Here is a 24,123-nt window from a genome sequence, read left to right as displayed (position 1 = left end):
GGGAGACTTTCCGGGACACCGGGCTACTAAATTAAAGGCCGCTTGTAGGGCTTAGTGATGGCAGGGTGAAAATTAGCTGCTTAACACTGACAGAAACGATCCTTTAACAACGCCGAAGTATAAATTTTCTGATCTATACTCACCGTAGTCGAGAAATTTTTGCGGAAGAACTCTATGTGGTTCGTGTTTGTTGTTACTTTCGCGGGGTGACTTGCCTTGCCTGCTCAGTCGGCAGACCCCAAGGCCGTACTCGTGACCGGGTCGACCTCGGGTATCGGCAAGCGAACCGTGGAGTTGCTGTCGAGTGAGGGTATCTACGTTTATGCCGGTGGGCGCAGGCAAGCAGATCTCGACATGCTGGATGCGATGGACAACGTGGAGTCAGTGCGGCTAGATGTTACCAAGCCTGAGGATATCGCTGCGGCCGTTGCCCAAATTGAGAAAGGCGGGAAAGGGCTGCCCGGTCGGTAACATCTGTACAAAAAGTGTGTGCTTCACAGGAGGCTGGGAGACTGCTGGCAGCCTCAGCGAGTTTTTCAGCGTCCTTATCCACCAGCGCAATGCGCATGCCCTGATTTGCGAGTGCTTCCGCGCAAGCCAGGCCGATGCCATCGGCTCCGCCCGTGACAACCGCTAACTTACCTGCTGAATGCCTTTGGACTCTAGTCCACTCGTGCTGGTCATGATTGTTTTCCTAAGGGTTACTTTTTGAGTGAAGCCATGTACTCAGCACGGGCGCGCAAACATTCCTCGTCGAGTGAAGCGGCTACCATTCCATCGGCTTCTGACCAGCTGTTATTGATGCCGGTAGCTGCGCCGGCAATGGCGTTAACGTGCCGTTTCGTGGCCATAGCAGGGTAGGCAGGTCTGTCTGCTAGCGCAGTGATCAATTCGTTGACCGTACCGTCCAGTTCTGACTCTTGGACACGTCTGTTGAGAAAGCCGATACGCAGTGCTTCGTCTGCATTAAAGTTACGACAGCTAATGACCAGCTCTTTGGTGAGCGCCGGGCCAATTTCTCTGACAAGACGAGGTATCCCACCCCAGGTTAACGGGATACCCAGGGCGACTTCTGGAATGGCAAATTGGCATTCATCACTGGCGATGCGGATGTCGCAGGCCGAGGCCAATACCAGACCTCCACCCACACACCAGCCGTGAAGCCGGGCCACCGTAATTGCCTGTATCTGCTCAATCGCATCTGCCATCCGCCGGCCCCGGTCAGCGGCGTCCCGCAGACTCTCCTCATCGCCGCCACCAAAGCTGTCCAAGTCTGCCCCGGCTGAGAAACAGCGCCCCCTTCCGGCAATCATGACGGCCTTCACGCTAGGCTGACGATTCAGCCATGCCGCGGCATCAATGAGGTCGCACAGTGTCTGGCGTGAGAGGGAGTTGAGTGTTGCTGGGCGGTTAAGCCAAATCTCGGCGCGGCAGTCGTCCACGCTGATGTCTAGGGTCTCAAACATTCAGGGCTGTCCAGTCCGGGATCTTCAACGAGTCAGGAGTATTCCTGATTCGTCACCTGGCTGATAGCAGCCAGATCTTCAGGCGTGCCCAGGGCGTTGGCAACGTCAGTTCTACCCAGGGCGTATTGCGGCGGTACGACCTCGGGACCGCTGCCGGGTGCTCCTGGCGGCGTATAGTAACCCAGTGCGTACTGTCCCATGGCGTAGCCGATTAGCTCTTGCAGCTCAGGCGATAGCTCCTTCGCCAGTTCAGGGGGCGTTGACAGATACTGGTTCTCCTCCTGCCTTAGCCATCCCAGGGTGTAGGTGATGTTCAAACCCCAGCGGTCAGATTCACTGCGGTTTTCACCGCCGCCGTGGAACACGGAGCCGGAATACATCAAAACGGAACCTGCACGCATCGTCGCTTGGGTGATCTCAGACTCTTCCGCCGCTCTGTCATCCGGCCAGATTGTGCTCCCTGGCACAACCTGTGTAGCGCCGTTTTCCTCCGTGAAGTCGGTTAATGCCCAGATGGTGTTGAACTGTGGTTCTACATGGGCAAGGTGGGTGCCCCAGGCCCATCGGTCTCGGTGAATGGGTTGCGTGGGCTGGCCCGGTTTTATGCGAATCACTTGTCCCAAATGAAGCTGCACTCGTTCACAGTAGGGCGAAAGAAACGTGTTGCATAGGTCCAGGATCAGAGGGTGTTGGATCACCTCCCGACACTGGGCAGACCGTGACACCAATCCGTCTGTGCGCGTTGTAAGACGGCCACTGAAATCATCCTGGCCGTTGCCGGTAGCCTGTACATAGGGATCCAGCTCGCCGACGGTTGCGCTGACCTGCTCCGCTGACATCAGGTCGTCAACAATGATAGCGCCGTCGTGCTTCAGCGCTTGCAGCATCTCCCGCTGGTTATTTTTCGAGCTAAAGTGGGCCAGCGCGGGCATAGCTGCATCCTGGTGTGATGACAGCTTTAGCTTAGCGAGCGAGGGCGGATACCGCCACTTTTACTGTCTTGGCGATGTGCTATGGTTTGCCGGTCTATCAAGGGGTGAAGACGCATGCCATTTCCGTTCTCAGACACCGTTACTGTGCGCTATAGCGACACCGACGCGCAGGGTCATTTGTACTTTGCCAATTATTTGGTATTTGCCGATGAAGTGGCCGGCGCTTATATGCACCAGTTGGGGTATACGGCAATGACGCCTGACACTGCCCCCTGCTACATTTTTACGGTGAACATCAACTGCGATTATCTGGGTGAATGTAAAGCCTTCGATATTGTGCGTGTGTCGGTTGGCTACACACGTCTGGGCAATACCAGCGCTGAGCTGGGTTTTGAAATGGCCAATGAAGCTGATGGAGAAACGCTGGTGCGAGGCACCATCACGCAGGTGTTCGTCGATAAATCGTCTCGAAAGCCATGCGCTATCCCCGAATGCTTCCGTAAGGCCATCATGGAAGAGCAGCCCGAACTTGCCGCGTGACCCTCATCTGCGAGTAGTCTGATTGCGTACATTAGGGAGTTTCTCACAGGTAACTCCTACACCATGAAGAAGGCAAACCCCCAGGGCAAAGGCATGGTGCCGGTACTGCAGGACTGGCACGCCCTGCAGCCGACAATCACCGCTGAAAAAGCGGTGGGCCAGCTGTTAGCTGACTATTGCGTGTCCAGCCTGGTGCTGTCGGCGGCGTTCTCTTTTCGGCCGGTGCCCGGTCAAGACTATTCCTTGTACTACGGAGAGGACGGTTGGCAGCTGTCACTCATAACACCCATGGAGTGGGGACAGCGTCAGCCGGCGGATTACGTGGGTGTGTGCCGCCTACGCATGGACATGACCTGGCAGCTTTCACTCCCAGAATCTGTGGGGGATAATCGCGCCGTCGCGACGGCTCTGGCCCGATTCTTCGATGCCTTTATCGCCTCGCTTGACAAGGAAGGTACACTGGAAGAGTCATTGCCGGTTTATCTTGCACAGCTACCCTATTACCAGCGGATGTTGGCCACCGGCTTGTCCACCTCGATTCGTGATTCTGCGCGGGTCTTGGGAATTGCACGGGAACCAGCAAGGCAGTTATTGAGCGCCACGGATCAAGTTCCTCTGCTGCAAAAGGTGACAACACAAACTGAATGACTACACCTGTGTCGGGCGCCGGTGGCAATCCTTAGTGACGGCAGCCGAGCCGCGGGTACAACACAATGTCAGTGTCTAGCAGCAATCTTTCTTTCAGCAGCCGTCGGGGCCTTGGCCTCCTATTGATCCTGCCTCTTCAGCTGCAGGCTCACCCAAGCAGCAGCTGATGGAGGAGATCGTAGTCGTCGGATGCAGGCAGGTGTGAGTACGTGAAGCCAGAACCGCCTCAGGAGGCGATGTCAGGCAAATGGAGCTGGCTACAAGGTCGTTGCTCCAACAGGTCAGCGTATCTTTAAGCGTGTTGTTTTAAGGAATTTGCCGGCATTTAGCCGGATAGTTGGCGGCTAATGGAGGCGTCCCTTGGAAGGGTTGGAAACCTGGCAGTACGCAGTTATCGCGTTGTTATTTGTGTGGGGCGGTTTTGTGCGGTCTGGCTTGGGCTTTGGTGGCGCTGTGTTGACGCTGCCATTCCTCCTGATGGTACACAATGCCCCCTTGGTCTTTCTGCCGATTATCTCGGTCCACCTGCTGTTTTTTTCGGCACTCACCGTTGTTCAGGCCCACCTGAGAACCCAGCGGTCCGGGGGAGAGCAGGTCAGCACGGTGAACTGGGCGTTTCTGCGTTATGCGCTGCCCATAATGATTATTCCAAAGCTAATCGGTGTCGCTGGCGTCATCACTCTTCCAGTAAATGTCGTCAGCGGCTTCATCTTTCTCATGGTATCCGTGTACGCTGTGAGCTATATGCTCAACCGTCCCTTCAAGAGCAATAGCAAAACGGTAGATGTCTTTTTCCTGCTATTGGGGGGTTATGTCAGTGGCACCTCGCTTATCGCCGCACCGCTGGTGGTGCCCGTGGCCGCCAGCCGCATGTCACGGGAGCAGTTACGTGACACACTGTTTGTTCTTTGGTTTGTGCTGGTGGCGCTGAAGCTGATCGCGTTTGTCGCCACGGGCATAGATTTACAATGGATTCATCACCTCTGGCTGTTGCCCTGCGCTGCGGTAGGGCATGTCCTGGGCTTAAAGTTTCATGCCTATACCTTGAATGCCGACACACAGGTTTTTTTCCGCGTTTTGGGCGCCGGCCTGTTCGTGGTGAGTGTGGCCGGGCTTGTGCGGATTCTGTGGTGAGGATGCCGACTCTGAAATGGACTACACTCAGCATGACAATGACGCAGAGGTAAACCCAGTGTATTTGATCCGCTCCCTGACGCTACTTATAGTTAGTCTGTTTGCGTTTGCTACTGCTGCCGAGGAAGAGAAAACCTTTGGTCTGGAAACCGGCTGGCTGGAGTTCGTGAAGGGCCACAAGGGCAGCACCATGGGTGTCGAGGTGCGGGAGGCGGATGCCATGCCAGAGGGCAAGGGGTCGCGTCTGGTGATTGCCATACCGAAAGTGTCAATGGCGGATCCCTCACAAATTGAGGAAGTGCGCGTTGTTGGGCAGGCGCCTGAGGAGATCGACTTTTTTCCAGAGTTTGAGTACGAGTGGGTCGATGACTACGACAACGATTTCTACGGCCTGGTGATTCGCTTCAGTGAAGATACCAAGTGGCCGATCAGATTGTTCCTTGACAGTGACGCCGGTTTTGTCGAACCTTGATGAGTGGTAGCGCGGCATCAACTAACGAGGCGGTAGCCTCGGTCACCGCACACTTTGAACCACGGTTGAGTGGTCTGTGCGAGTACCTGCAGCAGAGCGGGCAAATACAAGCCTTCGGTTTTTTCTCACAAATTCTTGCGACTACCCAAGCTGTTACCGATGAAGGTGAGTTGCTGGAACTGTTTATACAACTCTCCATGACCGCTTTTCAGGGTTTTCAGCTGGATCCTGTGGCCGCTACCATTGTTGACGACATCTTGCTTTATGCAGAACAGGTGTCTCAGACTTTTTCTGTCGACAGCGATACCGTCAATTAGGCTGACCTGGGCGGCACATGTCTGGCCAAGGACTCCGTTTTCAACCGCCACACAAAGCTCTAGAAAACAATGAGTTAGTGGTCGCGGTTTGGCGTGTTGTGCTGTGGCTTTTTTGCCTTGACTTGCCCATCTCACAACCCTATAGTACGCGACCTCAAAGCGCCCGTAGCTCAGCTGGATAGAGTACCTGGCTACGAACCAGGCGGTCGCACGTTCGAATCGTGCCGGGCGCGCCATACAAACGAAAAGCCTCACCTGACGGGTGGGGCTTTTTTGCTTGTGACGTATTTCAGTCGAGAGAACGTGACCGTTCTACAGATTCAGACTAAAGGAAGTTCTATACGCCCGCAGGCCGGTAGGCCGAGGACGCTCAAAGGGTGATAGCGCGGGGTGTAACCGCGCTGTCATAAACCGTGCCAGGTGTGCCAATTTACCCTAAAACTCAGGCATTTATAAGCGATCAATTTGCGCGCCTTTTTTGTGCTTCCCCACTAATTTTTGATTTGCGATCAATTACTTCGATTTAGGAAATATTTCACGCTATTTCGAGTGCTCTAGTGGGTGCGTGATGTGAACTCAGGGCGTGTAGTAATTCACCTCCCATAGAAACTCACCTTGGCATGCCGCGCCTGCGCACTCGGCCGGCGAGAATGTGGAGTTCATTAAGACGTATGAAGTGATTTTGGTAATGTCTACCGAAGGTGATTCGTACACCTCTACTTTCTTCGCGTGTCCCGATTCTGAAACCGTGACAACTGCAAACACCCTACCTCTCGGCCAGGAGAGCACACGCCCTCTTGCCGTGTCTCTGATTTCTTGGGCTACTACACCTAAGCCATTAATAGGGAACGGCGGAGTCTCATCATCGGGCATCCCCTCATAATGGGCCGTTTTATAACGACGCTGTTCCTCGGACGAGAACTCCGAGAAGTTTCTGTCCAGGGGCCAAGGCGAACGGGTGCCAACCGTCGCTATCCTTGACCCGAGTTTAGGCTCGCCGCGGTCCCAGTATTGTGCGTATGTTGGCTGAGCGATAAGTGCTCCGATGAGAAGTACCGCAAAAATCATCGATCTTTCCAATCGAGGGTTTTAGGCCATCGTAGACACTATCAATGTACTTGCAAGCTAAATTTTTATTCATGGTAGAAACCATGATTCCCAGAACCTGCTCGTTGTTCACTGAGCCGCCCCTTTGACATGGCGCGACGGACACAATGGCGGCGCACACCCGACCTCGGTCTGTAAAAAGCGGCTAGCGGTTATCCAGCCAGCCTTGCGCGACGGTGATATCGATCTTCGAGGCTATCTAGGCCGACACTTCAGGGATTTCTTGCACGATAAAACCGTGCATCTTGAGCACCTGGCTCTTGCAAATGCCATTTTCCTGCCAGGCCCGTCCTTCGCTGGTGATATTGTGTAGGAACGGCAGCAGGCGATCGATGACTTTGAGCAGGCCTGCCTCCTTGCTGCTGCCGGCTTCTTGTTCGTCCCAGAGTTGCAGCATGTTGGGTATCGCGTTGCCCGGAAACTCCGCGGTGCGCAATACACTCGTCCGTTCTTCGATGTGCGCACTGTCCCGTCCTTCTCCGTAAAGGAAGGTGTCGCCGGCACCAATTTCACCCAGATCGTGCGCCAGCGCCATCTTGATCAGTTGATCAACATCAAACTCATCTGCGAGCACCTCTGCGAAAGTCCGACAGGCCATGGCCAGGTGCCAGCTATGCTCGGCGGAATTCTCGCGACGCTCGCCGCCGCGAATGTAGGTCCGGCGCTCCACGGTCTTCAACTCATCGAGATGAAGAAAAAATGTGGTCAACGCGTCAATGTTTACGGTTATGGGGTAATGCCTGCGGTGTTTACTCAATCACTTGGTAGCGCGTTTGGGTATAGGGACGCCCGTCACGCTGCTAGTGACTGCCTGCAGCGCTAGGTGCCGCACCTTGCTCGTGTGGAAATCGCCCGGAGAGCAAAAACCTCAGGGGCACATAGCAGTCACGACGCTGCAGGATGTTCTTTATGCCAGTGGCGCGCTATGTCGATCCTGCGGCTAATCCAGACATCGTCAAAATCCAAAACGTAGTCCAAAAATCGCTTGAGAGCAGCAGCACGACCGGGACGACCAACAAGGCGGCAGTGTAGACCGACGCTCATCATCTTTGGCGCCGCCGCGCCTTCTTCGTAAAGAACGTCGAAAGCGTCCTTCAGATAGGTAAAGAATTGTTCGCCGCTATTGAACCCTTGATTCGTAGCGAAGCGCATGTCGTTGGCGTCCAAGGTGTAAGGAACGATTAAATAGGGGGTCTCGTAGTCGCCAACCCAGTAGGGCAGGTCATCGGCGTAAGAGTCCGCGTCGTAGACAAAGCCGCCCGCTTCGTAAACGAGATCTCGAGTATGCGGACTGGTTCTACCCGTGTACCAGCCTAGGGGCCGATCGCCAGTTACCCGTGTGTGCAGATCGATTGCTTGTCTGATGTGCTCGCGCTCTTCTTTTTTTGAGATGTGTTGATAGTCAATCCACTTGAGGCCGTGACAGGCGATTTCCCAGTTTGCCGCCTTCATGGCAGCGACGGCTTCAGGGTTTTTCTCAAGAGCGGTGGACACGCCATACACGGTGACCGAAATCTCGCGTTCAGTGAACATCCTCCATAACCGCCAGAATCCCGCTCGGCTACCGTACTCATAAATGGACTCCATGCTCATATTGCGAGAGCCTTCCACCGGTTGAGCCCCGATAATTTCAGATAGGAATGTCTCGGAGGCCGCATCCCCATTTAAAATACAGTTTTCCCCACCTTCTTCGTAATTGATGACAAACTGCAGAGCGAGGCGCTCGTCATTTGGCCACACCTGTTTCGGCGTGCGTTGGCCGTAACCGATAAAGTCCCGAGTACTGTGCATGACTTGTTCTCTTTGTTAGGGGTTCGGCTGTAGATAGACAATTTATACAGAGGTGCTCTTTCACACGAGCGCGCACCTACATCATAACGCGCTTCGCCCAAATGCACGCTAGGGCCATGGGCACGCTCGCGTCCCGTGCGACAGACTCTCTGGTTCCACCAGACGACCCGCCTGGCATCGAGTTTCAACCAAACGCAGGGAGAAACAGACCCTAGAACGCCGGACAGGCTATAGCATGCCCGAACGTTAAGCCTACCCTGAAGGGGTGTAGTAACGCATTATTAAAAACGTGGATTGAATCCGTGGTTCGGCACCACCGAAAACTTGGCCATCCCGGTTCGTCAACGCGCATCGGCGCGCTGCCAACAGCCTGTTGCCCATAGAATCCACAGAATCAATGGAAACTGCATGGCCACCCTGAACCAGGCCCCAACGGGGTGGACGTGACTGCCAAACATGGGAATATCGTTCAACGCCATATTGATGTTTGCGGGTAACACCGCCAAGCAAAAGATGCCAAGCAACATGCCCGTGGCGCGCCGAAACCTTGGGACGAGCAAACATGCAGCGAAAGCTAACTCTATCAACCCGGTGATCCAGACAATCTCAAGAGCATATGGCAGGGGTGTGATTTTCACCAGCTCGGTATCATGCGTGAAGTGAAGCACTCCCGACACACAGAAAATGACGCTGATAAGAAAAACTGACACGTGTTTCATAATGGCCTTTATCGTAAATACGTGAGGGTGAATCATTCACAGAAAACGGCTGTCGTGCCTCCCCCTAAAAGGTGCGGAACTTAGCGCACCAAAAAAGCATACGAACCCTTGCTGATCGAAAACTAGATACGCGTATGGCGACCGAAGAAGACCATACTACGTCGCAAGCCGTAACGGCCGAGGTAGTTGGGTTTGCTTCGCTGTCTATGGCTTTGATCGACTGAGGCGCTCTTTCCAGTTCCCGTCGTTTTCCTTTTGGCAACACTCTTCACTGTCAAAGCTGACCTGCCGACTAAGATCCTTGATCGGTACGTTGACACCTCGTAGCTTCTCATCGATCAAGCTTCGCAAGAAGTGATCTTTATGGCTACTCAACGCAGACAGTAGATCGATCTTGTTGGCAAAGACACACACAACAGACAGCGAATCCGGAAATGATTGGTAGTTCACCAGGTGCGTTAACCATGCAAACCCCTCTACCTCATTCAGTGCGATATCACAGACCTCAGTAAGCGCTTCTCTTATGCGTTTATCGGTTTTTCTGTCCGTCTTGCGCATGCTTCATGCGCTCCTACGCTGCCTGCGCCAGCAAGAGCTTACACACTTCGAGCGTGGTCGAACGCGGTGTTTTCGATAGCCTGTTCCACAAAAGTCCAAACCCGATCTTACGTGTCTCGCCTATGGACGCCGAGGTCGTAATAGGGAATAACCCAAGACCACTGGTAGTAAAAACCAAGACGCTCCCGCGACCTTTGCCGTTAATGGGGTGGTTATCCCTATGAGTAAACAGATGGCAACTGCACCCAAGGTCGTTGCGCCACGAAGCCGTCCAACAATCCCAAATTTACGCACACTGAGGAGAACAAACAGTGAAGTGAACAGAGCCATGCCGCCATACATACCAGGTGAGTACAAACCGCGAACCGCACCACGTAACGTTTCAAATACCGCTGGCTGCGCCGAATTCGCCTCAAGTGCCGGGCCATAACCGCCGACGGTAAGCCCAAATGCAATGATCACCATCAGCGTCAGTAGACTGAGCGCGCCCCAAATCAGAGCTTGATGGGGCGGTGCTTCTCGCAGTTGAATAAGGCAAGCCAAAGCGAGAAAACCGTGCCCCAACATTTGAAACGACCAGATCTTTTTTAGAGTCGACCACTCTGAGAGCACGAAATTGATTGTTTCTTCCCGCGTCCGAGCTACGCCTATCCAGCCGACTTGGTACTCGAAGGCAATGGTGGTCAGAATGGTCAGACCACCAGCAATCAGGAGTGCACCTGCTACATCGGAATGCTGCACTTGTTCGGTATCCCCTCGATCTGCGTCCTAGCCGCCATCACCGGTTTCGATGATCGCAATGCACCGTAACGCTTATTGTGCGGCATACCGCGTCAGACTGGTCGGCTGCCAGCTGTCCCAAGTCCCAACTTGCTACATGGCATTGCGCACTTCGCGCGAACAGTGCTGCATACTAGAGAAAGACGGCCCACAACGCGATAACGCCTCAAGTATAGAAGAAATAAACGGCCTGCTTAGAGTAGACTTCCTCACTGGTGCTGCCAACTGAGCTGGAGAAATTTACGGGACACCTGCCTGCAGGCCTGAAAAATTGCTCGCTGCTTTGATCGTGCAATTCATCACCACCCATTCCTGAACGAGAGCCCGCAGTGGTGTATGTCATGGTCCATGCAGTGGGCGTCCCTACTAATTTAGCTCCGCCCCGGCGAAAAGAGACCGCGTGGCAGGTGGCGCTCGGGTTGGGGGCACCCGGAAGGGCGGGTCAGCGCAGCCTGTTCCTTCGCGCGAAGATGGGTCAGGATTCTGTCGATGTTGTCCTGATCGTGAATGCAAGCGATGACTTTGACAGCCCCACCGCAGCGACTGCAAACCTCAAGCGTAGCGCTGGGCTCAGCGCTCCATTCCTGTCATAGCTCCTGCTAGCCTCCGCGCACTTTGCGTTATACTAATTCACAGCGCTGCTAACGGAAGTATGAGATACTGTACTGAGCAATTTGCTTGAACTGAAATCGCCGGCAATAGTTACTAATCTGGCAAAAAACAAAACGGAAAACCATGCAGATTACGTTTAAACGCGTTGCGCTGGTGGCTGTCACGCTCTGCCCAATCAGCGCCGCAGCCACCTGCGATGTGACTGGTGCTACCCCAGAAGGCGGTCAGGTCGTCATCTGCGCCGGCTCGGAGCCCAACGGCTTTGTCGGTACGCTCTTTCGCGACAGGCTTAGCATTTTTCCCGGCGCATTCATCGACCGAGCGATTGCGGAAGATACGATTCAACTGGGTGCAGGAAACGACAGCCTGACCATGGCAGGCGGAGAGGTTTCCAGTCTTGAGAATGACTGTATAGGTCTTGGCGATGACGCAGATACGGCAGTGCTACTGGGTGGCACATTGCTCTGCGGTGATGACGGTGTCGATGCTGGTGACGCAAGCACAGTGGCTGGCGGCAACCAGATCGAACTTCGTGGTGCTACTATCGTAAGCGACGGCGATGGCATCGACGCCAACGAAGGCGATGACACCATTATCATGAGCGCAGGATCTATTACGGTGACGGGGGGTCGATTCCGTGACTACGGCATTGCTGCAGAGGGCGGTAACGACAGCATTGTCCTTAGCGGCGGTTCTATCACCGTACCAGCCACCAGTGGTGCTGCTGTTAGTGCGGGCAATGGCAGCGACCGAGTGGACATCGCAGGACCCATAGCACTCAACAGCATCATTAATGGTGACGAAGAAAGCGGTGACGATGGCAGCACCGATACACTGCGTTTTTCCCTCACGGTGCCCGGTCCACAGGCCGATCTTGTGCGCCAGGCTTTGAACGCAGCTAGCTCTGCCGCTGGCAGCGTCGACATCAACGGTCGGACCTACCGTTGGCAGAACTTCGAGCGCATAGAAGTGGCTATTAGCGACGCCGCAGCACCGGTTCCCATCAATTCCATAGAGTCACTTTTGGTATTGTTGCTACTCTGTGGCTTTTTGGGTGTGCACCATATCGGCCGGCAAAAAGCCTAGGGAATCTTACAAATCCTTATTCACACTCCGTACAAGCACGATAACTCAGTGGTTTCCTACGCATGACACATAACGCTTCAAACCGTGGCGCCGCTTGCGGCGTCCAACTGACGTCGGTCTTTATGTGGTTTTTGCAGCCTGTATAGAGTCCAGCTCAAGTAAGTCGCCCAGACCAAAGCAGCGATGGCAGCACCCGACTCGCACTGACTCTCGAAAGCCCGACTAATCTCAATGCTCGAGGCAACACTCTGATACAGTGGGCTGCGTTAAAAAGGGGAAGAGTGTGCTGCAGACAGTCAGGTTTCTTTGTGTGCATAGATTATCGCAGCCGTATTTACCACTGCACAAGGCAGGGGTGTTCCTATCGTGAAAGAGATCGCCAGGCCTGCTGATCAAGCACCGATGGTGCGTGCAGAACGGCTGGACTTGTTGATCCGGCAGTCCTCTAGGGCAGCCTATACCGGTATTCTGATGGCTTTCTTGTTGGCGGCCATCCTTTGGTATCAGGCGGACCGGCTAGAGCTTTTTTTTTGGATTCTGTGTGTAATCTTCAGTGGCTTGGCGCGGATTGCGCTTTACATAAGCTATGGCCGTAGCACCCCGGCCTTCGACAAGTTGCCGGGCTGGGAGAGAGCCTATCTGGCAACACTCATGGTCTACTTTGCCACTTGGGGGTTTGGCGGGCTATTTTTGCAACGAGATGTTGAACCGCTATACCAGGTTGCAGTCGCCTATTTCCTGATCGGTATGGCCGGTAGCGCTATCTCTGTTTTCTCCGCGAATCGGTTGGCTTTGGTCTCGTCTACCTTTCTACTGATGACGCCACTTATTATTTGGCTGTATGTGCAGGGCGAGATGCTGACAGTGGGTATGGGGCTTGGGGCGACCGCCTTCTTGCTTTCCTCGCTGTATGCAGCCCGAATACTATCTACTTCACTGCAGCAGAATCTGGAGATGAAGCATGACCTGATCGCGGCGAAAAAGGAGAGTGACCAACTCACCACAGCCCTGGAGTCGGCGCTCGGAGTGGCCAACGAGGCCAGCAACGCGAAAACACGCTTTCTGGCGTCTGCCAGTCATGACTTGCGCCAGCCCATTCATGCGCTGTCATTGCTAAGTTCATCCCTTTCTTCTCGAACGCTCGACGACAAGAGTGAACGAATAGCAAAGAGCATGCAGCAGTCGATTGGGTCTCTTTCGCGCCAGCTGGACACCTTACTGGATGTTTCCAAACTCGATGCGGGCGTGGTGAAAGCGGAAGTTGAAAGCTTTAATTTGAATCAGCTCTTGCGCAACCTGCAGCTCGAAATGTCCACGCTGTCTGATGCAGCGGATATTGAGATTACATTGGATTGTCCGCAGCCCTGTATGGTGCACACCGATCCCATATTGCTGGAGCGCATTGTTCGGAATCTGGTTAGCAATACTGTGGCGCACAACCATGGCTGCACAGTTTCGCTGGCAGTGACTCGCGAGAATTCTCGCTATGCGTTATTGGTGCAGGACACCGGTAAGGGTATTGCGCCGGAGGAACAGGGCAGAATCTTCGAAGAGTTCTATCAGCTGGACAATCCAACTCGGGACCAGGACAAGGGCCTGGGCTTGGGGCTGGCTATCGTTTCCCGATTACAAACGCTTCTGAATCTGGATATGCAGTTTGAGTCGGCGTTGGGGCAGGGTGTTCGATATGTGTTTACCGTGCCCTCATCATCGATACCGGATTCGCCGGAGCAATCCGACAAAAACACTGTGCAGAGGTTTGAAGGTTTGCGGATCTTGGCCGTCGACGATGAGGCAAATGTTCGGGAGGGCATGTTGCATATCCTCGAGACCTTGGGATGTGAAGCGAAAGTAGCTGCCACAGCAAATGAAGCCGTTGAAATCTCAGATGCCTGGCAACCGCATGCGGTGTTTGTGGACTTCCGGCTGTCTAGCAGCGAGAGCGGAGTTGATGTAATCAGGCGGTTGAGGCTGAAGTCAGAACATTTACCCGCCTATCTAGTGACCGGCGACAAAGAAGCCGCAAGCGCCGCCACGGAGGACTCGAAAGATATTCCAGTACTGCATAAGCCGTTAGGGGGGGAGGAGCTTCGAACGGTGTTGGAGAAGATCATGGCTCAGTTGAGGCAGGAGGTATTGCCGTCCTTGGCAACGAGCCCATCCTTGAAATGATTGGGAGTTTCCGTGGAGAGAGCATTTCTGCTGCCACTCCGAGTAAGTCCTTTCTGTCCCCTCGCGGTTTGTAATCATGCGGGTTTGGTGGCTAAACTCAACGCGATCTTGGTTTATGCCAAAGGATTAGGCAAAACGCCGGGTGACTGTCGGCATCGTACTGGAGTGAAGGTTGCAAATTCTGTTGGTTGATGACCACGCGTTGTTCCGTCAAGGGTTGAGGTTTCTGCTTGATGATATGGATGACCGGCTCTCGTTTCAGGAGGCTGACGGACTGGATGCGGCGGTAAGCGCGGTGAGATCCTCTTCGGGGTTTGACCTGGTGCTCATGGATTTCCATATGCCGGGCACATCGGGGCTGGATGCGCTCGGTCAATTCCTGCGAGCAGCACCGGGATCACCTGTCATCGTGCTTTCTGGCGAGGAAGATCCCTCGTTAATCAGACAGGCCATTGACGCTGGTGCCTCAGGGTTTGTACCCAAGTCTGCCAGCCCCGAAGTGCTTATTGCCGCGTTGAAGCTGATCTTGGCCGGGGGTGTTTATTTGCCACCTTCTGTACTTTTGAGCGGATCGCCGGGAGAGTCGCCAGAGCGTGGCGATGAAAAGGCGGATTTGCTCAGCGAGAGGCAGACCTCCGTGCTATTACTAGCGGTTCAGGGTAAGGCCAATAAAGTCATTGCATCGGAGCTGGGCATTGCTGAGGGAACGGTGAAAGCCCATCTGTCCAGTGCTTTCAAGGTTCTGGGTGTTCGTAACAGGACAGAAGCATTGATTGCCGCTGCGAAGTTTGGATTAGTGCCCACCGTAGAGGCGTCGTCGCTCTAGGCGTATCTGTGTAAGAGTGAATGCGGTTTTGGTATCGGGCCTCGCCGTGCGAGCACGAACGACAAGTCATCGATGGAACTCCTTGCGCGGACGAACAAGGTCAGGCGTTCGTTGGGATCAGGGGCGGGTTCTATAGAGATAGCACCTCGTTAAGATCACTGGTGCCACGTCCACTGGGCTCGGTGGCGCCACCTATCACGTAGATTCTTCCATCGATGATACCTGCGCCTATGCCGTGCCGAGGAGTTGGCATATCAGGGAGGGCTGACCATGTATCGGCCTGGATGTCATAGCTCCATACCTCGCCGAAGACGCCCGCTTCTGGCTGAAATATCTCGCCGCCAAAAACGATCAACTTACCGTCTGCGACAACACTGGCAGTGCCCGCCTGCGGAAGCGGGAGTGGGGCGGCCATGTGCCAGCTGTCAGAGTTGGCGTCGTAGATTTCCGTAACGCTGAGATTGCCCTCAGCAGTGCGGCCTCCGGTGACAATCATCTGATCGCCAACCCAGTCACCAGTGGCGCTGTTGCGGGGCGTAGGTATGGGCGCAAGGTCGCGCCATGCGTCGCCATCCCAATACCAGTGGAGCGTCCCCTCAACATGATCGCTGCGATCTGTATTGGCACTGCCGCGTGGCTGCTGTCCTGTGACGATATGGATACGCCCGTTGTGGAAGGTTGCTACGCCCTCCGCTTGAGCCGTGGGCAACGTTGAATGCGTTTCCCAGCCGCCCTCTGCGAGCCGATAAACCGAGTCGCGCATTCGCCATACATGGCTGTATGCACCGTTGAAACCGCCAATGCTGAGTAGTTCCTCGCCCGTGCTTACCAGTGCGGGATGGTGCAAGTCTTCGGGCAGTTCAGGCATCTCGTGCCATTTGTCCGCCGACGGATCAAAGGCGAAATTTCTGTTGGTGAAGTAGGGCACTCCCATGCGCGATGCAATGCCGCCGGCTACATGCAGGCGCCCCTTGTGCACTGCCGGGTACAGCTCTTGCAAATGAATAGGAAGCTGCGCCGCTGTTGACCACGTCGCACTGCGCGCCGGAGACAGGTACATAGCAGCGATTCCCGCGCCGCAGAGTTGAATAAACTGTCGTCTTTGCATTAGTTCCGCTCTCCAAAATGCTGTACATCGGCCTGGTATTCGGTGACTCAACGAATACCGCGTCTCCGTAGTAAAGCCATGCTACGAAAAACAGCCTCACTGGAACAGGCGGCAAATGATACGCTGGAGTGGTGTCTATACGGGCATTGCGGATAGCGTCGACTCGGCAATTCGTAGAAGACTCAAAATTTGATATGTTGTATCATTTGAGGGTTGTGGGATTGGTATGCCCACCTTCTGAAAAGAACGGTAAAGGTGTTTCATGAATAGCATTCAGGAAGTCATTGCCAGCGCGGAACAGCACTGTGTCGATCGTGGCGTCAGGCTGACCACTAAGCGTAAGCAGGTGCTCGAGGGGCTGGTGCGCTCTGAGTCGGCATTATCGGCTTACGAGTTGGCAGACTATTGCAGCAAGACGTTTGGCAAGACCATGGCGCCCATGTCGGTTTACCGCATTTTGGATTTTCTGGAGGAAGAACACCTCGCTCACAAGCTGAACGTGGCCAATAAGTACGTTGCTTGCTCGCACATTGTGTGTGATCACGAGCATGGCGTGCCGCAGTTCCTGATTTGCGGTCGTTGTCACAAGGTGAAAGAAGTGGTGATTCCGAAGGCCGCGATGACAGCCATTAAGAAGACCGTCAACGAAGCCGACTACACACTGTTGACACCTAAGCTTGAAATTAACTGCCTCTGTGAGACCTGCTCGCGCGACGCAGCAACGGAAAACTGATTCATGATGTACCAAAGCGAAGCTGTGCAGACGACTGCTGATAAGACTGCGATTTTTTTGTCCGTGCTGTGTTCATTGCACTGTCTAGTAACACCTGTTGCGCTGGTGATGATGCCCTCACTGGTGGGTTTGGGGCTGGAAGATGAGGCCTTTCATCTGTGGATGGTGGTTGCGGTCGTGCCACTGAGTCTTTTCGCATTGACCATGGGGTGCAGAAAACACAAGAATGCATCCGTGCTTGTTCTGGGCCTTGCCGGACTGGCTGTACTCTGTTCTCCATTCATTATCGGGCATGAGGCCTTGGGTGAATGGGGTGAGCGTGGATTGACGCTGCTGGGCGCGGCGATGATTGCTCTCAGCCACTTCCGAAACTTCTCTCTGTGCAGAGTCTGTCAGCCCACAGAGGCAACATCGTGAGCGAAAGCAACAGCCGGCAGTTCTTCAAGGCCGTTGAGCTTGAGCCCAATGATACGGCTCTGGCCCTCGCCGATGTGCTTGATAAGCTTGCGTTCGATCAACGTGGCTTGATGCCAGCTGTGGCGCAGGACGCTCATACGGGTCAGGTGCTGATGTTGGCTTGGGTCAATCGTGAGTCGCTGGGCGTTACGCTTGAGACCGGCAATATGACCTATTGGTCGCGCAGCAGGCAGACGCTGTGGACCAAGGGCGAGACCAGCGGACATGTGCAGAAAGTCGTGTCCATGAGTTTTGACTGCGATGGTGACGCGCTTTTGTGCCAAGTTGAGCAGCAGGGAAGTGCCTGCCATACAGGGCGTGAGAGCTGTTTCTATCTACAGGTGGACAACGAGAAAAATCGCGTTGTCATTGCCGGCGATGCTAATCCGACTTCCTCCTAAACTTTTACCACAAGCTCCCATCAATTATGGTCAATCGAGAAAGTCCTCGCATTGAGGCGGTGCCTACGAACCTTATCACTGGCTTTTTGGGTGTCGGGAAAACATCAGCCGTACTTAACTTGCTTGCGCAGAAGCCAAGCGATGAGCGCTGGGCAGTGCTGATCAACGAGTTCGGCGAGATCGGCATCGACGGCAGCCTGGTCGATGGCCAAACAACCACCCAAGTGGGCGTCTTCATCTCCGAGGTTCCCGGCGGTTGCATGTGCTGCACAGCAGGATTGCCCATGCAGGTGGCATTGAATGTATTGCTTCGGGAGTCCCGGCCTGATCGACTACTCATTGAGCCGACTGGCTTAGGGCATCCGGTGGAAGTCATCGAAACGCTGTTGTCTGATCAATACCGAGGCGTTCTGTCGGTGCAACGCACCGTTACGCTGGTTGATGCGCGCAATCTGGAAGACAGACGATACACCACCCACCCGACGTTCCTGCAGCAATTGGAAATTGCTGATGTTGTGGTGGCGAACAAGGAAGATCTGTACTCAGAGGCCGATCGCGGCAATCTGGAATCGCTGCTGTACGTGTACTGCCAGCCCAGCACGACGCTGCAAGTAACGCAGTTCGGCCGCTTTGACCTGAAAGCGCTGGCTGGGCCGCCCCTCGCCGCCATAGAAAGCTATGATGCGCGTGCAAAAGCGCACGCCCACGCTCACGGCGAGCAACCGCTGCTTGCAACGGACCTTCCCTTTCCGGAAAGCGGCTACGTGGTAGCGGTGAATAGCGGCGAGGGGTTTGAGAGCATAGGCTGGCGATTCCGCCCCGACCTCGTGTTCGATAAAGCAAAACTGTTTAGCTTTCTCACAGGGCTGCGTGTCGAAAGACTCAAGGCGGTTTTTATCACCGAGGATGGGATCTACGCGTACAACATGACCCGTGATGCATTACGCGAGGTTGAGTTGGACGACTGTTTGGAAAGCCGGGTGGAAATCATCGCCGACACTGTGGATACCGGCTGGGAGGAAGGACTTCTGGATAGCCTGATCGCTCAGGACGCAGTAGCGCAGGGATAGTTCCATCCACAGTGGATGCGCGCTCCGACATACCCAGTGGACTCACCGATAAGACCGGCGATGGGCGCTTTGAACCGCGTGTAAACCAGCTCCAGCGTGGCGTGCTTAACATCTGATTGCGTCTTTTCTCGGGCTGCAATCATAAAAAAATAAACAAGGTAGAAAGCGCTTAACGAGACGACTTTGGGTCATCGGGAGTGTCCAGCCACTTCTTATCGCTTATGACTAGTCGCGAGAGTAACACTAGATTCAGTCTAGGTACTGCCAGACGCCCACGCGGCAGGAGTGCTTTGCCTTTGGCCTGCGCACCTCTACACAACGCCCAGCCTCTGTTCTACAGTGTAGACATCTTAGCTGGAGAATCAGAGACGTGATTATCAGTAACATTGAGATCATTCCCGGCAAACGCGTGGTAGAGCACCTGGGCTTGGTGCAGGGCAGTACGGTACGCGCAAAGCATGTAGGCAAGGATATTGCCGCCGGTTTCAAAAACCTGTTCGGCGGAGAGCTGGGCAATTACACCGAGCTGTTGCAGGAATCCCGCGAGGAGGCGGTGCAGCGCATGCAAGAGCAGGCAGCCGCCATCGGTGCCAATGCGGTTATTAATGTGCGATTTTCAACCTCCGCAATCACCGCAGGGGCGTCGGAAATATTGGCTTATGGCACGGCCGTGGTAATGGAGTAAACGGGCTCGGTATGGATGTCATCATACAGCTGGCCGTTTTCCTGACGCTGCTGTGCCTGGGCTATGTGTTCGGTAGTCGCACCGAGCATAAGCACTATGAAAGTATTCGTGAGAGAGAGGAGCAGCTGCGCCAGTTAGTCGTTCTGACCTCACGATTGCCTTTGGCCGGCCAGCTGAATCATGAAGCGCGCTTGGTGTCAGGCAACGTGGTGATCTCGGTGGACTTTTTCAAGAGCGTGCTCGCCTCACTGCGAAACCTGGTGGGCGGGAACGTGAATGCCTACGAATCCTTGCTCGATCGAGCTCGCAGGGAAGCCGTGCTTCGGCTGCAGGCCGCTGCCAAAGAGCAGGGAGCTGAGGCGGTCATCAACCTCAAGTTCGAGACCAGCCGAGTGTCGGGAAACGCTTCCCAGGGGCTCGGGTCGGTAGAGGTACTGGCCTATGGCACGGCGATGATTCCGCGTTGAGGGCGCCCCGCCGTAACCCGCGGTTGCCGGAGGGTATTAATGCCCCGCCCTCCAAGCCATTGAGCGAGTTTCTGCAGTTGTCCGCCGTGGTGCTGCTGGCCACAGCGCTGTTGGCAATGGTGGTTGGTGCCAGCATGCCTTTCCTTGCCAGGCTCATTCCATTCGCATGGGAGCAGGGTGTATCTGGGGGTATCGAATCCTATCTCCAGCAGAGTGGGTCGCTGGTTGATTCAGCAGACGCGCAGGCGGCACTTTCGACATTGGGCACGCAATTGCTGGAAACCCAAGCGAGAGTGTTGGCGACCAGCGGCGATTCGCAAGCCGTTCCCCAGCAGGCTTATCGCTTCGCATTGATCGACGACCCATCGCCGAATGCTTTCGCTACGCTCGGTGCACAGGTCATGGTTACCCGTGGACTGTTGGATGCTGTAAAGACTGAGAATGGTCTTGCCATGGTGCTGGCGCATGAAATAGCGCATGTTGAACTGCGCCACCCCTTAGAGGCGGCAAGCCGATCCGTGGTGCTGCAGGTTCTCCTGTCGACAGTTTTGGGTTCCTCCAACAGTCAGCCGCTGATTGGTCTCGCCGGTGGGGGTGCACTGATTACGGCACTGAGCTTCAACCGATCGATGGAGTTGAAAGCCGACGCGCACGCGCTGAACTTACTGCAGGCACACTATGGCCACACGCGTGGCGCGGACGAGTTCTTTGTGACAGTGTCGGGATCAGACAGCCATGACCACTGGCGTGTGTTTTTCGAAACTCACCCCGGTATTGATGCCCGGATAGAAGCTATCCGGGCCGGTTCTGGGCTGGGTTCTGAGGGTGCGCTGACTGCGCCGCTGCCCGCAGCGCTTCGTTCGCTGCAGGAGTCAGCTTCTTCTTCGCAATAGAGAGAGGCGCTTGGGGCGTTAGAATCGCCACTGCGCAGAAACCATCGCGGTGTTGAACCAGGCAAAGTTGTACACATCGTCGGTGTCGGCACCGCCCTCAAGCAGGCGATACCCGGCCCCGATGCGCCACTGATCCGACACTTCGTAATTAAGCTTTAGGCCCACATCAAAGGCACGCCCGGGGCCGCCTGCGAGGCCGTCGAAATCGAAGTTGAAGGTCCAACGGTCGTTAATCCGGTACTCGCCCGCCAAATACAGCAAGGGAACGAAACCGACATCGTCGTCACTAGCACGCGTGCCATCCTGCTTTAACTCGATTTCGGCATCGCGAATCTTGGCTGTGCCACCCACCCACAGCGTCCAGTCATTCTTGTCGTAGAACTGATAGCTGTAGCCCACGCGCCAGGAATTGAACGTATAGCTGGCCTCTATCGGCGTGCCACCCGTGAACTGCTCGCCGTCAAAGCGCACGTCTTCGTCTAGCGTGCCTCGCTCCTCGTAGTAAAGCGGCGCCAAAACCACACGCAAGTTGTGCGGGCCACTGATGTTCCAGTTTGCGTTGATACGTGCGGAGGCCCAGGGACCTGAGCCTGCAATGTCAGTGAGCTCGAAGCGATCGCCTTCGTTATCGTTGGGATTCTGTACCTTGTTGCGTTCTTGCCAGACCGCCCCGATCTCCGTTTCCAGAGTGAATCGTGGCTCGTCCGCCAGTGCGGCTGTTGTTGTGAGGGCAGTCAGGGCCGCGAGTGCGGCCCGAAAGAAAGAAGTCATGGGGCATATACAGTGAGAATTCGCTGCTGTTACGCGCCATTCGGCCGGCCAGATCAGGCTTCCTGTTTGAAGGTGAGACCGGCGTGGTCCACCAAGCGCTTGATGAGCTTCTCACCCATGGCAGGCGCAGGGGTGTAAAGTCCACCAGCAAGATCTGCTGATTCTTCAATCAGGCATACGGCGCTTTCGGCCAGCATGCGCGATGTGGAGCCGTAACCGGGATCCAGATCGCCGCTGACGGCACAGCGGATTTCATCGCCGTCAGCTGTCTTACCGATAAACAGAATGTCGTAGTTGCCGTTCTCACGTGCCTCTTTGGAGGGGCCAGTACCCGGCGCAGGGGCGTGTTCGCCCTGCAGGGGATTGTGGCTGGCCACAAACTCAGCGGCGGCCTTGCCGTTATCGCCAGGCCCGGTGAACATCATCTCGTTGTAGGTGAAGTCCTCACCGTACGGGTGGCCCATCAAGGCATTGGAGCGGTGTACATTCTTGCTGTTGATGATTGCCATGATGAAAGGTGCCACCCAGGCGCCGTCCATATCGGGGTCTTCCATGGGCTTGTTGTCGGCCGGCTGTGCGGGGCCAGTAAAGCCCTCGGTCAGCGAGAAGGGATCCAAGAGTACGTTCAGTAGGTCGGGGTTTTCGCCCACTGCTGCCTCAGTGGCATTCAGTGAGGCGGCGGTGCCACCGGAGAACTCACCGTTCATGGAACGCACGCGGGCTTTGACCGACTGGCAGGGCTTGCCGAACTTCTCCTGGGCGATGTTCTGCAGATAGAGCACGCCGAGGTCGAAGGGAATGGAGTCGAAACCGCAGCTATGCACGATGCGAGCACCGCTGGCCTTCGCGTGGTCACTGAATGTCGCAATGGTTTCGTGCATCCAGCCGGGTTCACCCGTGAGGTCGACATAGTGGGTGCCCAACTCGGCGCAAGCGGCCACTAGGGGAGTGCCGTACATCTGGTAGGGGCCTACGGTTGTTACTACGCAGCGAGTGCTGCCCGCCATTGCCTTGATAGAAGCCGGATCGCTGGCATCAGCAACGATGAGCGGCGTATCAGCGGGAGCGCCTAATTCGTCCCTAACCGCGGCCAACTTGTCGGCGCTGCGGCCGGCCATCGCCCACCGAAGTCCATGGCCCTGCTTTTCAACCATGTACTCTGCAACCAGCTTGCCGGTGAAGCCAGTGGCGCCGTAAATGACAATATCGTTTTCTCTGCTCTCAGCCATGATGTCGACTCTTTTTGTAGGGGGGCTGTAATGTAGTCCCGAGATGAGTGGTGGGCAAGTTACGATTCGGTCGACGCGGCTGGATCACAGCCGCGATGGATTATCCTGCTTGCCTAGGCGGGATAGCTCATTGGCGCATTTCGATTCAGCCAGCGATGAACATAGATTTGTCCCAGCCCGACCAACAGCGCGGCCCCGCCATAGATCAACACCGTAAACAGTATGGCGTCTCCAATGGGGTCGGTGGCCCCCAGTACCGCCGGGAACATGGAGGCCTTGATCAGCAAGCCCAGATTACCGTTGCGCACCGTGATCTCAATGTTGATTGCGGTGGTGTCTCGGGACGACAGCTTGAGCAGACGGGGTAACATTAGCGAAAGCGCACAAAGTGCGAACATAAAGCCCATCACCACGGCGAAGTTGTAGAGCCCGAAGCGAGGGATATCCACCCGTCCTGAGGCGGTAGCACCCACCACGATGACGAGGACGAAGAACAATGATCCGCGAATGCAAATCTTGGAGAAGCGAGGGGCGATAGCCGGTGCAGCTTGCAGCAGTACCATGCCGGCAATGAGTGGCAGCAACAGGATCAAGGTAATTTCTCGGGCGATCTGGGCCGCAGGCATCGTAAAGTCCGCGGGCATGTGCTGGCTGATAAGCAGGCTGAGCACGAAGGGTGTTGTTACCAGGCAGGCTAGGGTGGTGACGCCGGTCAGCGCGATCGACAGTGCCACATGCCCGCGTCCCAGGAAGGTGAAGATATTGGAGAGTGTGCCTCCGGGGATGGCCGCGCAAAGGGCCAATCCAATCGCTACGCCCGGCTCCAGCGGCAAAAATCTTAGGAACAAGGCCGCGATCAGGGGCACAACAATAATTTGCAGCACGCAGCCCACAGTGATGGCCCAAGGGGCCTTGGCCACGGCGGCGAAGTCACGCACGCGCAATGTGGCACCCATGCCCAGCATGGCAAGCAGCAACTGGGTTGCCGCGATCCAGTATTCGTACTGGCTGTAGAAGTCTGACATTAGTTGTGTTCGATCCTGTTACCGCTAATGACGGAAGCTTGATAGGTACGCGCCTTGGGCTGGACTCTATCACTGTCCGCGGTCTTTGGGTTTAACTGTTCTATACTTCAGTGATGAACGCGCTT

General features: G+C 55.2%; 28 protein-coding genes and 1 tRNA gene. 17 read left to right on the top strand and 12 right to left on the bottom strand.

Annotated features, from left to right (window positions below; all coding sequences use genetic code 11):
- The first annotated feature begins 216 nt into the window (after nucleotides 1-216).
- Nucleotides 217-471, top strand: a complete 255-nt coding sequence (locus IE089_RS07880) for an SDR family NAD(P)-dependent oxidoreductase (RefSeq protein WP_189476932.1) — start codon at nucleotides 217-219, stop codon at nucleotides 469-471.
- Here the strand turns inward: IE089_RS07880 and IE089_RS15845 are convergent.
- The 3 genes from IE089_RS15845 to IE089_RS07865 all read right to left on the bottom strand — a co-directional run bounded on the left by IE089_RS15845 (nucleotide 398) and on the right by IE089_RS07865 (nucleotide 2,398).
- Nucleotides 398-601: an SDR family NAD(P)-dependent oxidoreductase gene (locus IE089_RS15845; RefSeq protein WP_373294717.1), complete on the bottom strand. Its 204-nt coding sequence runs from the start codon at nucleotides 599-601 to the stop codon at nucleotides 398-400. The genes IE089_RS07880 and IE089_RS15845 overlap by 74 nt on opposite strands.
- A 100-nt stretch (nucleotides 602-701) precedes the next feature.
- A complete protein-coding gene (locus IE089_RS07870; protein WP_189476930.1) occupies nucleotides 702-1,466 on the bottom strand; it encodes an enoyl-CoA hydratase/isomerase family protein in 765 nt (254 codons plus the stop codon).
- 32 nt (nucleotides 1,467-1,498) lie between these two features.
- Nucleotides 1,499-2,398 carry a phytanoyl-CoA dioxygenase family protein gene (locus IE089_RS07865; RefSeq protein WP_189476928.1) on the bottom strand — a complete coding sequence of 300 codons (900 nt, stop codon included), beginning with the start codon at nucleotides 2,396-2,398 and terminating at the stop codon, nucleotides 1,499-1,501.
- A 114-nt stretch (nucleotides 2,399-2,512) separates the two neighbouring features.
- Between IE089_RS07865 and IE089_RS07860 the strand changes: the two genes are divergently transcribed.
- From IE089_RS07860 to IE089_RS07835, 6 genes are all read left to right on the top strand, one after another.
- Nucleotides 2,513-2,938, top strand: coding sequence for an acyl-CoA thioesterase (locus tag IE089_RS07860; RefSeq protein WP_189476926.1), 426 nt, complete (start codon nucleotides 2,513-2,515; stop codon nucleotides 2,936-2,938).
- Between the two features lie 63 nt (nucleotides 2,939-3,001).
- Nucleotides 3,002-3,586, top strand: a complete 585-nt coding sequence (locus tag IE089_RS07855; protein ID WP_189476924.1) for a DUF2452 domain-containing protein — start codon at nucleotides 3,002-3,004, stop codon at nucleotides 3,584-3,586.
- Nucleotides 3,587-3,946: 360 nt separating this feature from the next.
- Entirely contained in the window at nucleotides 3,947-4,720 is a 774-nt protein-coding gene (locus tag IE089_RS07850) for a TSUP family transporter (protein WP_189476922.1), read from the top strand.
- A 16-nt stretch (nucleotides 4,721-4,736) separates the two neighbouring features.
- A complete protein-coding gene (locus IE089_RS07845; protein ID WP_189476919.1) occupies nucleotides 4,737-5,192 on the top strand; it encodes a hypothetical protein in 456 nt (151 codons plus the stop codon).
- A complete protein-coding gene (locus tag IE089_RS07840; protein ID WP_189476917.1) occupies nucleotides 5,192-5,509 on the top strand; it encodes a hypothetical protein in 318 nt (105 codons plus the stop codon). Before IE089_RS07845 ends, IE089_RS07840 begins: the two co-directional genes overlap by 1 nt.
- A gap of 159 nt (nucleotides 5,510-5,668) precedes the next feature.
- A tRNA-Arg gene (locus IE089_RS07835) sits at nucleotides 5,669-5,745 on the top strand.
- Nucleotides 5,746-6,815: 1,070 nt separating this feature from the next.
- Here the strand turns inward: IE089_RS07835 and IE089_RS07830 are convergent.
- The 5 genes from IE089_RS07830 to IE089_RS07810 all read right to left on the bottom strand — a co-directional run bounded on the left by IE089_RS07830 (nucleotide 6,816) and on the right by IE089_RS07810 (nucleotide 10,425).
- Nucleotides 6,816-7,325 carry an HD domain-containing protein gene (locus IE089_RS07830; protein ID WP_229802641.1) on the bottom strand — a complete coding sequence of 170 codons (510 nt, stop codon included), beginning with the start codon at nucleotides 7,323-7,325 and terminating at the stop codon, nucleotides 6,816-6,818.
- A gap of 176 nt (nucleotides 7,326-7,501) precedes the next feature.
- Nucleotides 7,502-8,407 (bottom strand): allantoinase PuuE, encoded by a 906-nt coding sequence (puuE, locus tag IE089_RS07825; RefSeq protein WP_189476915.1) that lies wholly within the window; start codon nucleotides 8,405-8,407, stop codon nucleotides 7,502-7,504.
- A 341-nt stretch (nucleotides 8,408-8,748) separates the two neighbouring features.
- Nucleotides 8,749-9,126, bottom strand: coding sequence for a DoxX family protein (locus IE089_RS15895; RefSeq protein WP_490388052.1), 378 nt, complete (start codon nucleotides 9,124-9,126; stop codon nucleotides 8,749-8,751).
- A gap of 204 nt (nucleotides 9,127-9,330) precedes the next feature.
- The gene (locus tag IE089_RS07815) at nucleotides 9,331-9,684 is read right to left on the bottom strand and encodes a Fis family transcriptional regulator (RefSeq protein ID WP_189476911.1); all 354 of its coding nucleotides are present in this window, start codon (nucleotides 9,682-9,684) and stop codon (nucleotides 9,331-9,333) included.
- A gap of 120 nt (nucleotides 9,685-9,804) precedes the next feature.
- Complete coding sequence (locus IE089_RS07810) at nucleotides 9,805-10,425, bottom strand: hypothetical protein (protein ID WP_189476909.1); 621 nt, start codon at nucleotides 10,423-10,425, stop codon at nucleotides 9,805-9,807.
- Nucleotides 10,426-11,199: 774 nt separating this feature from the next.
- Here IE089_RS07810 and IE089_RS07805 point away from each other — a divergent pair.
- From IE089_RS07805 to IE089_RS07795, 3 genes are all read left to right on the top strand, one after another.
- Nucleotides 11,200-12,162: a hypothetical protein gene (locus tag IE089_RS07805; RefSeq protein ID WP_189476906.1), complete on the top strand. Its 963-nt coding sequence runs from the start codon at nucleotides 11,200-11,202 to the stop codon at nucleotides 12,160-12,162.
- A 366-nt stretch (nucleotides 12,163-12,528) separates the two neighbouring features.
- Nucleotides 12,529-14,334: a hybrid sensor histidine kinase/response regulator gene (locus IE089_RS07800; RefSeq protein WP_189476904.1), complete on the top strand. Its 1,806-nt coding sequence runs from the start codon at nucleotides 12,529-12,531 to the stop codon at nucleotides 14,332-14,334.
- A gap of 172 nt (nucleotides 14,335-14,506) precedes the next feature.
- The gene (locus tag IE089_RS07795; RefSeq protein ID WP_189476902.1) at nucleotides 14,507-15,160 is read left to right on the top strand and encodes a response regulator transcription factor; all 654 of its coding nucleotides are present in this window, start codon (nucleotides 14,507-14,509) and stop codon (nucleotides 15,158-15,160) included.
- 130 nt (nucleotides 15,161-15,290) lie between these two features.
- On the opposite strand, the gene IE089_RS07790 is transcribed toward IE089_RS07795, so the two are convergent.
- Nucleotides 15,291-16,268, bottom strand: a complete 978-nt coding sequence (locus tag IE089_RS07790; RefSeq protein WP_189476899.1) for a Kelch repeat-containing protein — start codon at nucleotides 16,266-16,268, stop codon at nucleotides 15,291-15,293.
- Nucleotides 16,269-16,530: 262 nt separating this feature from the next.
- Between IE089_RS07790 and IE089_RS07785 the strand changes: the two genes are divergently transcribed.
- From IE089_RS07785 to IE089_RS07755, 7 genes are all read left to right on the top strand, one after another.
- Nucleotides 16,531-17,001 (top strand): Fur family transcriptional regulator, encoded by a 471-nt coding sequence (locus tag IE089_RS07785; protein ID WP_189476897.1) that lies wholly within the window; start codon nucleotides 16,531-16,533, stop codon nucleotides 16,999-17,001.
- Between the two features lie 3 nt (nucleotides 17,002-17,004).
- Nucleotides 17,005-17,418: a MerC domain-containing protein gene (locus IE089_RS07780; RefSeq protein WP_229802640.1), complete on the top strand. Its 414-nt coding sequence runs from the start codon at nucleotides 17,005-17,007 to the stop codon at nucleotides 17,416-17,418.
- Nucleotides 17,415-17,858: a phosphoribosyl-AMP cyclohydrolase gene (gene hisI, locus IE089_RS07775; RefSeq protein WP_189476895.1), complete on the top strand. Its 444-nt coding sequence runs from the start codon at nucleotides 17,415-17,417 to the stop codon at nucleotides 17,856-17,858. Before IE089_RS07780 ends, hisI begins: the two co-directional genes overlap by 4 nt.
- Before the next feature lie 26 nt (nucleotides 17,859-17,884).
- Nucleotides 17,885-18,928 carry a CobW family GTP-binding protein gene (locus IE089_RS07770; protein ID WP_189476893.1) on the top strand — a complete coding sequence of 348 codons (1,044 nt, stop codon included), beginning with the start codon at nucleotides 17,885-17,887 and terminating at the stop codon, nucleotides 18,926-18,928.
- Nucleotides 18,929-19,298: 370 nt separating this feature from the next.
- Nucleotides 19,299-19,613, top strand: a complete 315-nt coding sequence (locus tag IE089_RS07765) for a YbjQ family protein (protein WP_189476891.1) — start codon at nucleotides 19,299-19,301, stop codon at nucleotides 19,611-19,613.
- 11 nt (nucleotides 19,614-19,624) lie between these two features.
- The gene (locus IE089_RS07760) at nucleotides 19,625-20,080 is read left to right on the top strand and encodes a YbjQ family protein (RefSeq protein WP_189476889.1); all 456 of its coding nucleotides are present in this window, start codon (nucleotides 19,625-19,627) and stop codon (nucleotides 20,078-20,080) included.
- Nucleotides 20,077-20,973 carry a M48 family metallopeptidase gene (locus IE089_RS07755; protein WP_189476887.1) on the top strand — a complete coding sequence of 299 codons (897 nt, stop codon included), beginning with the start codon at nucleotides 20,077-20,079 and terminating at the stop codon, nucleotides 20,971-20,973. Before IE089_RS07760 ends, IE089_RS07755 begins: the two co-directional genes overlap by 4 nt.
- An 18-nt stretch (nucleotides 20,974-20,991) precedes the next feature.
- Here the strand turns inward: IE089_RS07755 and IE089_RS07750 are convergent, their stop codons facing one another.
- The 3 genes from IE089_RS07750 to IE089_RS07740 form a co-directional block, all read right to left on the bottom strand.
- Nucleotides 20,992-21,744 carry a TonB-dependent receptor gene (locus IE089_RS07750; protein ID WP_189476885.1) on the bottom strand — a complete coding sequence of 251 codons (753 nt, stop codon included), beginning with the start codon at nucleotides 21,742-21,744 and terminating at the stop codon, nucleotides 20,992-20,994.
- 53 nt (nucleotides 21,745-21,797) lie between these two features.
- A complete protein-coding gene (locus tag IE089_RS07745; RefSeq protein WP_189476883.1) occupies nucleotides 21,798-22,973 on the bottom strand; it encodes a saccharopine dehydrogenase family protein in 1,176 nt (391 codons plus the stop codon).
- Nucleotides 22,974-23,086: 113 nt separating this feature from the next.
- Nucleotides 23,087-23,998 carry a bile acid:sodium symporter family protein gene (locus IE089_RS07740; RefSeq protein ID WP_189476881.1) on the bottom strand — a complete coding sequence of 304 codons (912 nt, stop codon included), beginning with the start codon at nucleotides 23,996-23,998 and terminating at the stop codon, nucleotides 23,087-23,089.
- Between the last annotated feature and the right edge of the window lie 125 nt (nucleotides 23,999-24,123).

The sequence above is a fragment of the Parahalioglobus pacificus genome (genome assembly GCF_014652275.1).
GTDB lineage: Bacteria > Pseudomonadota > Gammaproteobacteria > Pseudomonadales > Halieaceae > Parahalioglobus > Parahalioglobus pacificus.
The sequence above is the reverse complement of the archived record's forward strand: the minus strand, read 5'-3'. Positions and strand labels throughout refer to the sequence as shown.

Excerpts from the sequence above, each read along its gene's own strand:
- IE089_RS07870 (WP_189476930.1), bottom strand. The coding sequence starts at position 1,466 with ATGTTTGAGACCCTAGACATCAGCGTGGACGACTGCCGCGCCGAGATT.
- IE089_RS07865 (WP_189476928.1), bottom strand. The coding sequence starts at position 2,398 with ATGCCCGCGCTGGCCCACTTTAGCTCGAAAAATAACCAGCGGGAGATG.
- IE089_RS07860 (WP_189476926.1), top strand. The coding sequence starts at position 2,513 with ATGCCATTTCCGTTCTCAGACACCGTTACTGTGCGCTATAGCGACACC.
- IE089_RS07855 (WP_189476924.1), top strand. The coding sequence starts at position 3,002 with ATGAAGAAGGCAAACCCCCAGGGCAAAGGCATGGTGCCGGTACTGCAG.
- IE089_RS07845 (WP_189476919.1), top strand. The coding sequence starts at position 4,737 with ATGGACTACACTCAGCATGACAATGACGCAGAGGTAAACCCAGTGTAT.
- IE089_RS07840 (WP_189476917.1), top strand. The coding sequence starts at position 5,192 with ATGAGTGGTAGCGCGGCATCAACTAACGAGGCGGTAGCCTCGGTCACC.
- puuE (WP_189476915.1), bottom strand. The coding sequence starts at position 8,407 with ATGCACAGTACTCGGGACTTTATCGGTTACGGCCAACGCACGCCGAAA.
- IE089_RS15895 (WP_490388052.1), bottom strand. The coding sequence starts at position 9,126 with ATGAAACACGTGTCAGTTTTTCTTATCAGCGTCATTTTCTGTGTGTCG.
- IE089_RS07815 (WP_189476911.1), bottom strand. The coding sequence starts at position 9,684 with ATGCGCAAGACGGACAGAAAAACCGATAAACGCATAAGAGAAGCGCTT.
- IE089_RS07805 (WP_189476906.1), top strand. The coding sequence starts at position 11,200 with ATGCAGATTACGTTTAAACGCGTTGCGCTGGTGGCTGTCACGCTCTGC.
- IE089_RS07790 (WP_189476899.1), bottom strand. The coding sequence starts at position 16,268 with ATGCAAAGACGACAGTTTATTCAACTCTGCGGCGCGGGAATCGCTGCT.
- IE089_RS07785 (WP_189476897.1), top strand. The coding sequence starts at position 16,531 with ATGAATAGCATTCAGGAAGTCATTGCCAGCGCGGAACAGCACTGTGTC.
- IE089_RS07780 (WP_229802640.1), top strand. The coding sequence starts at position 17,005 with ATGATGTACCAAAGCGAAGCTGTGCAGACGACTGCTGATAAGACTGCG.
- IE089_RS07770 (WP_189476893.1), top strand. The coding sequence starts at position 17,885 with ATGGTCAATCGAGAAAGTCCTCGCATTGAGGCGGTGCCTACGAACCTT.
- IE089_RS07760 (WP_189476889.1), top strand. The coding sequence starts at position 19,625 with ATGGATGTCATCATACAGCTGGCCGTTTTCCTGACGCTGCTGTGCCTG.
- IE089_RS07750 (WP_189476885.1), bottom strand. The coding sequence starts at position 21,744 with ATGACTTCTTTCTTTCGGGCCGCACTCGCGGCCCTGACTGCCCTCACA.
- IE089_RS07745 (WP_189476883.1), bottom strand. The coding sequence starts at position 22,973 with ATGGCTGAGAGCAGAGAAAACGATATTGTCATTTACGGCGCCACTGGC.
- IE089_RS07740 (WP_189476881.1), bottom strand. The coding sequence starts at position 23,998 with ATGTCAGACTTCTACAGCCAGTACGAATACTGGATCGCGGCAACCCAG.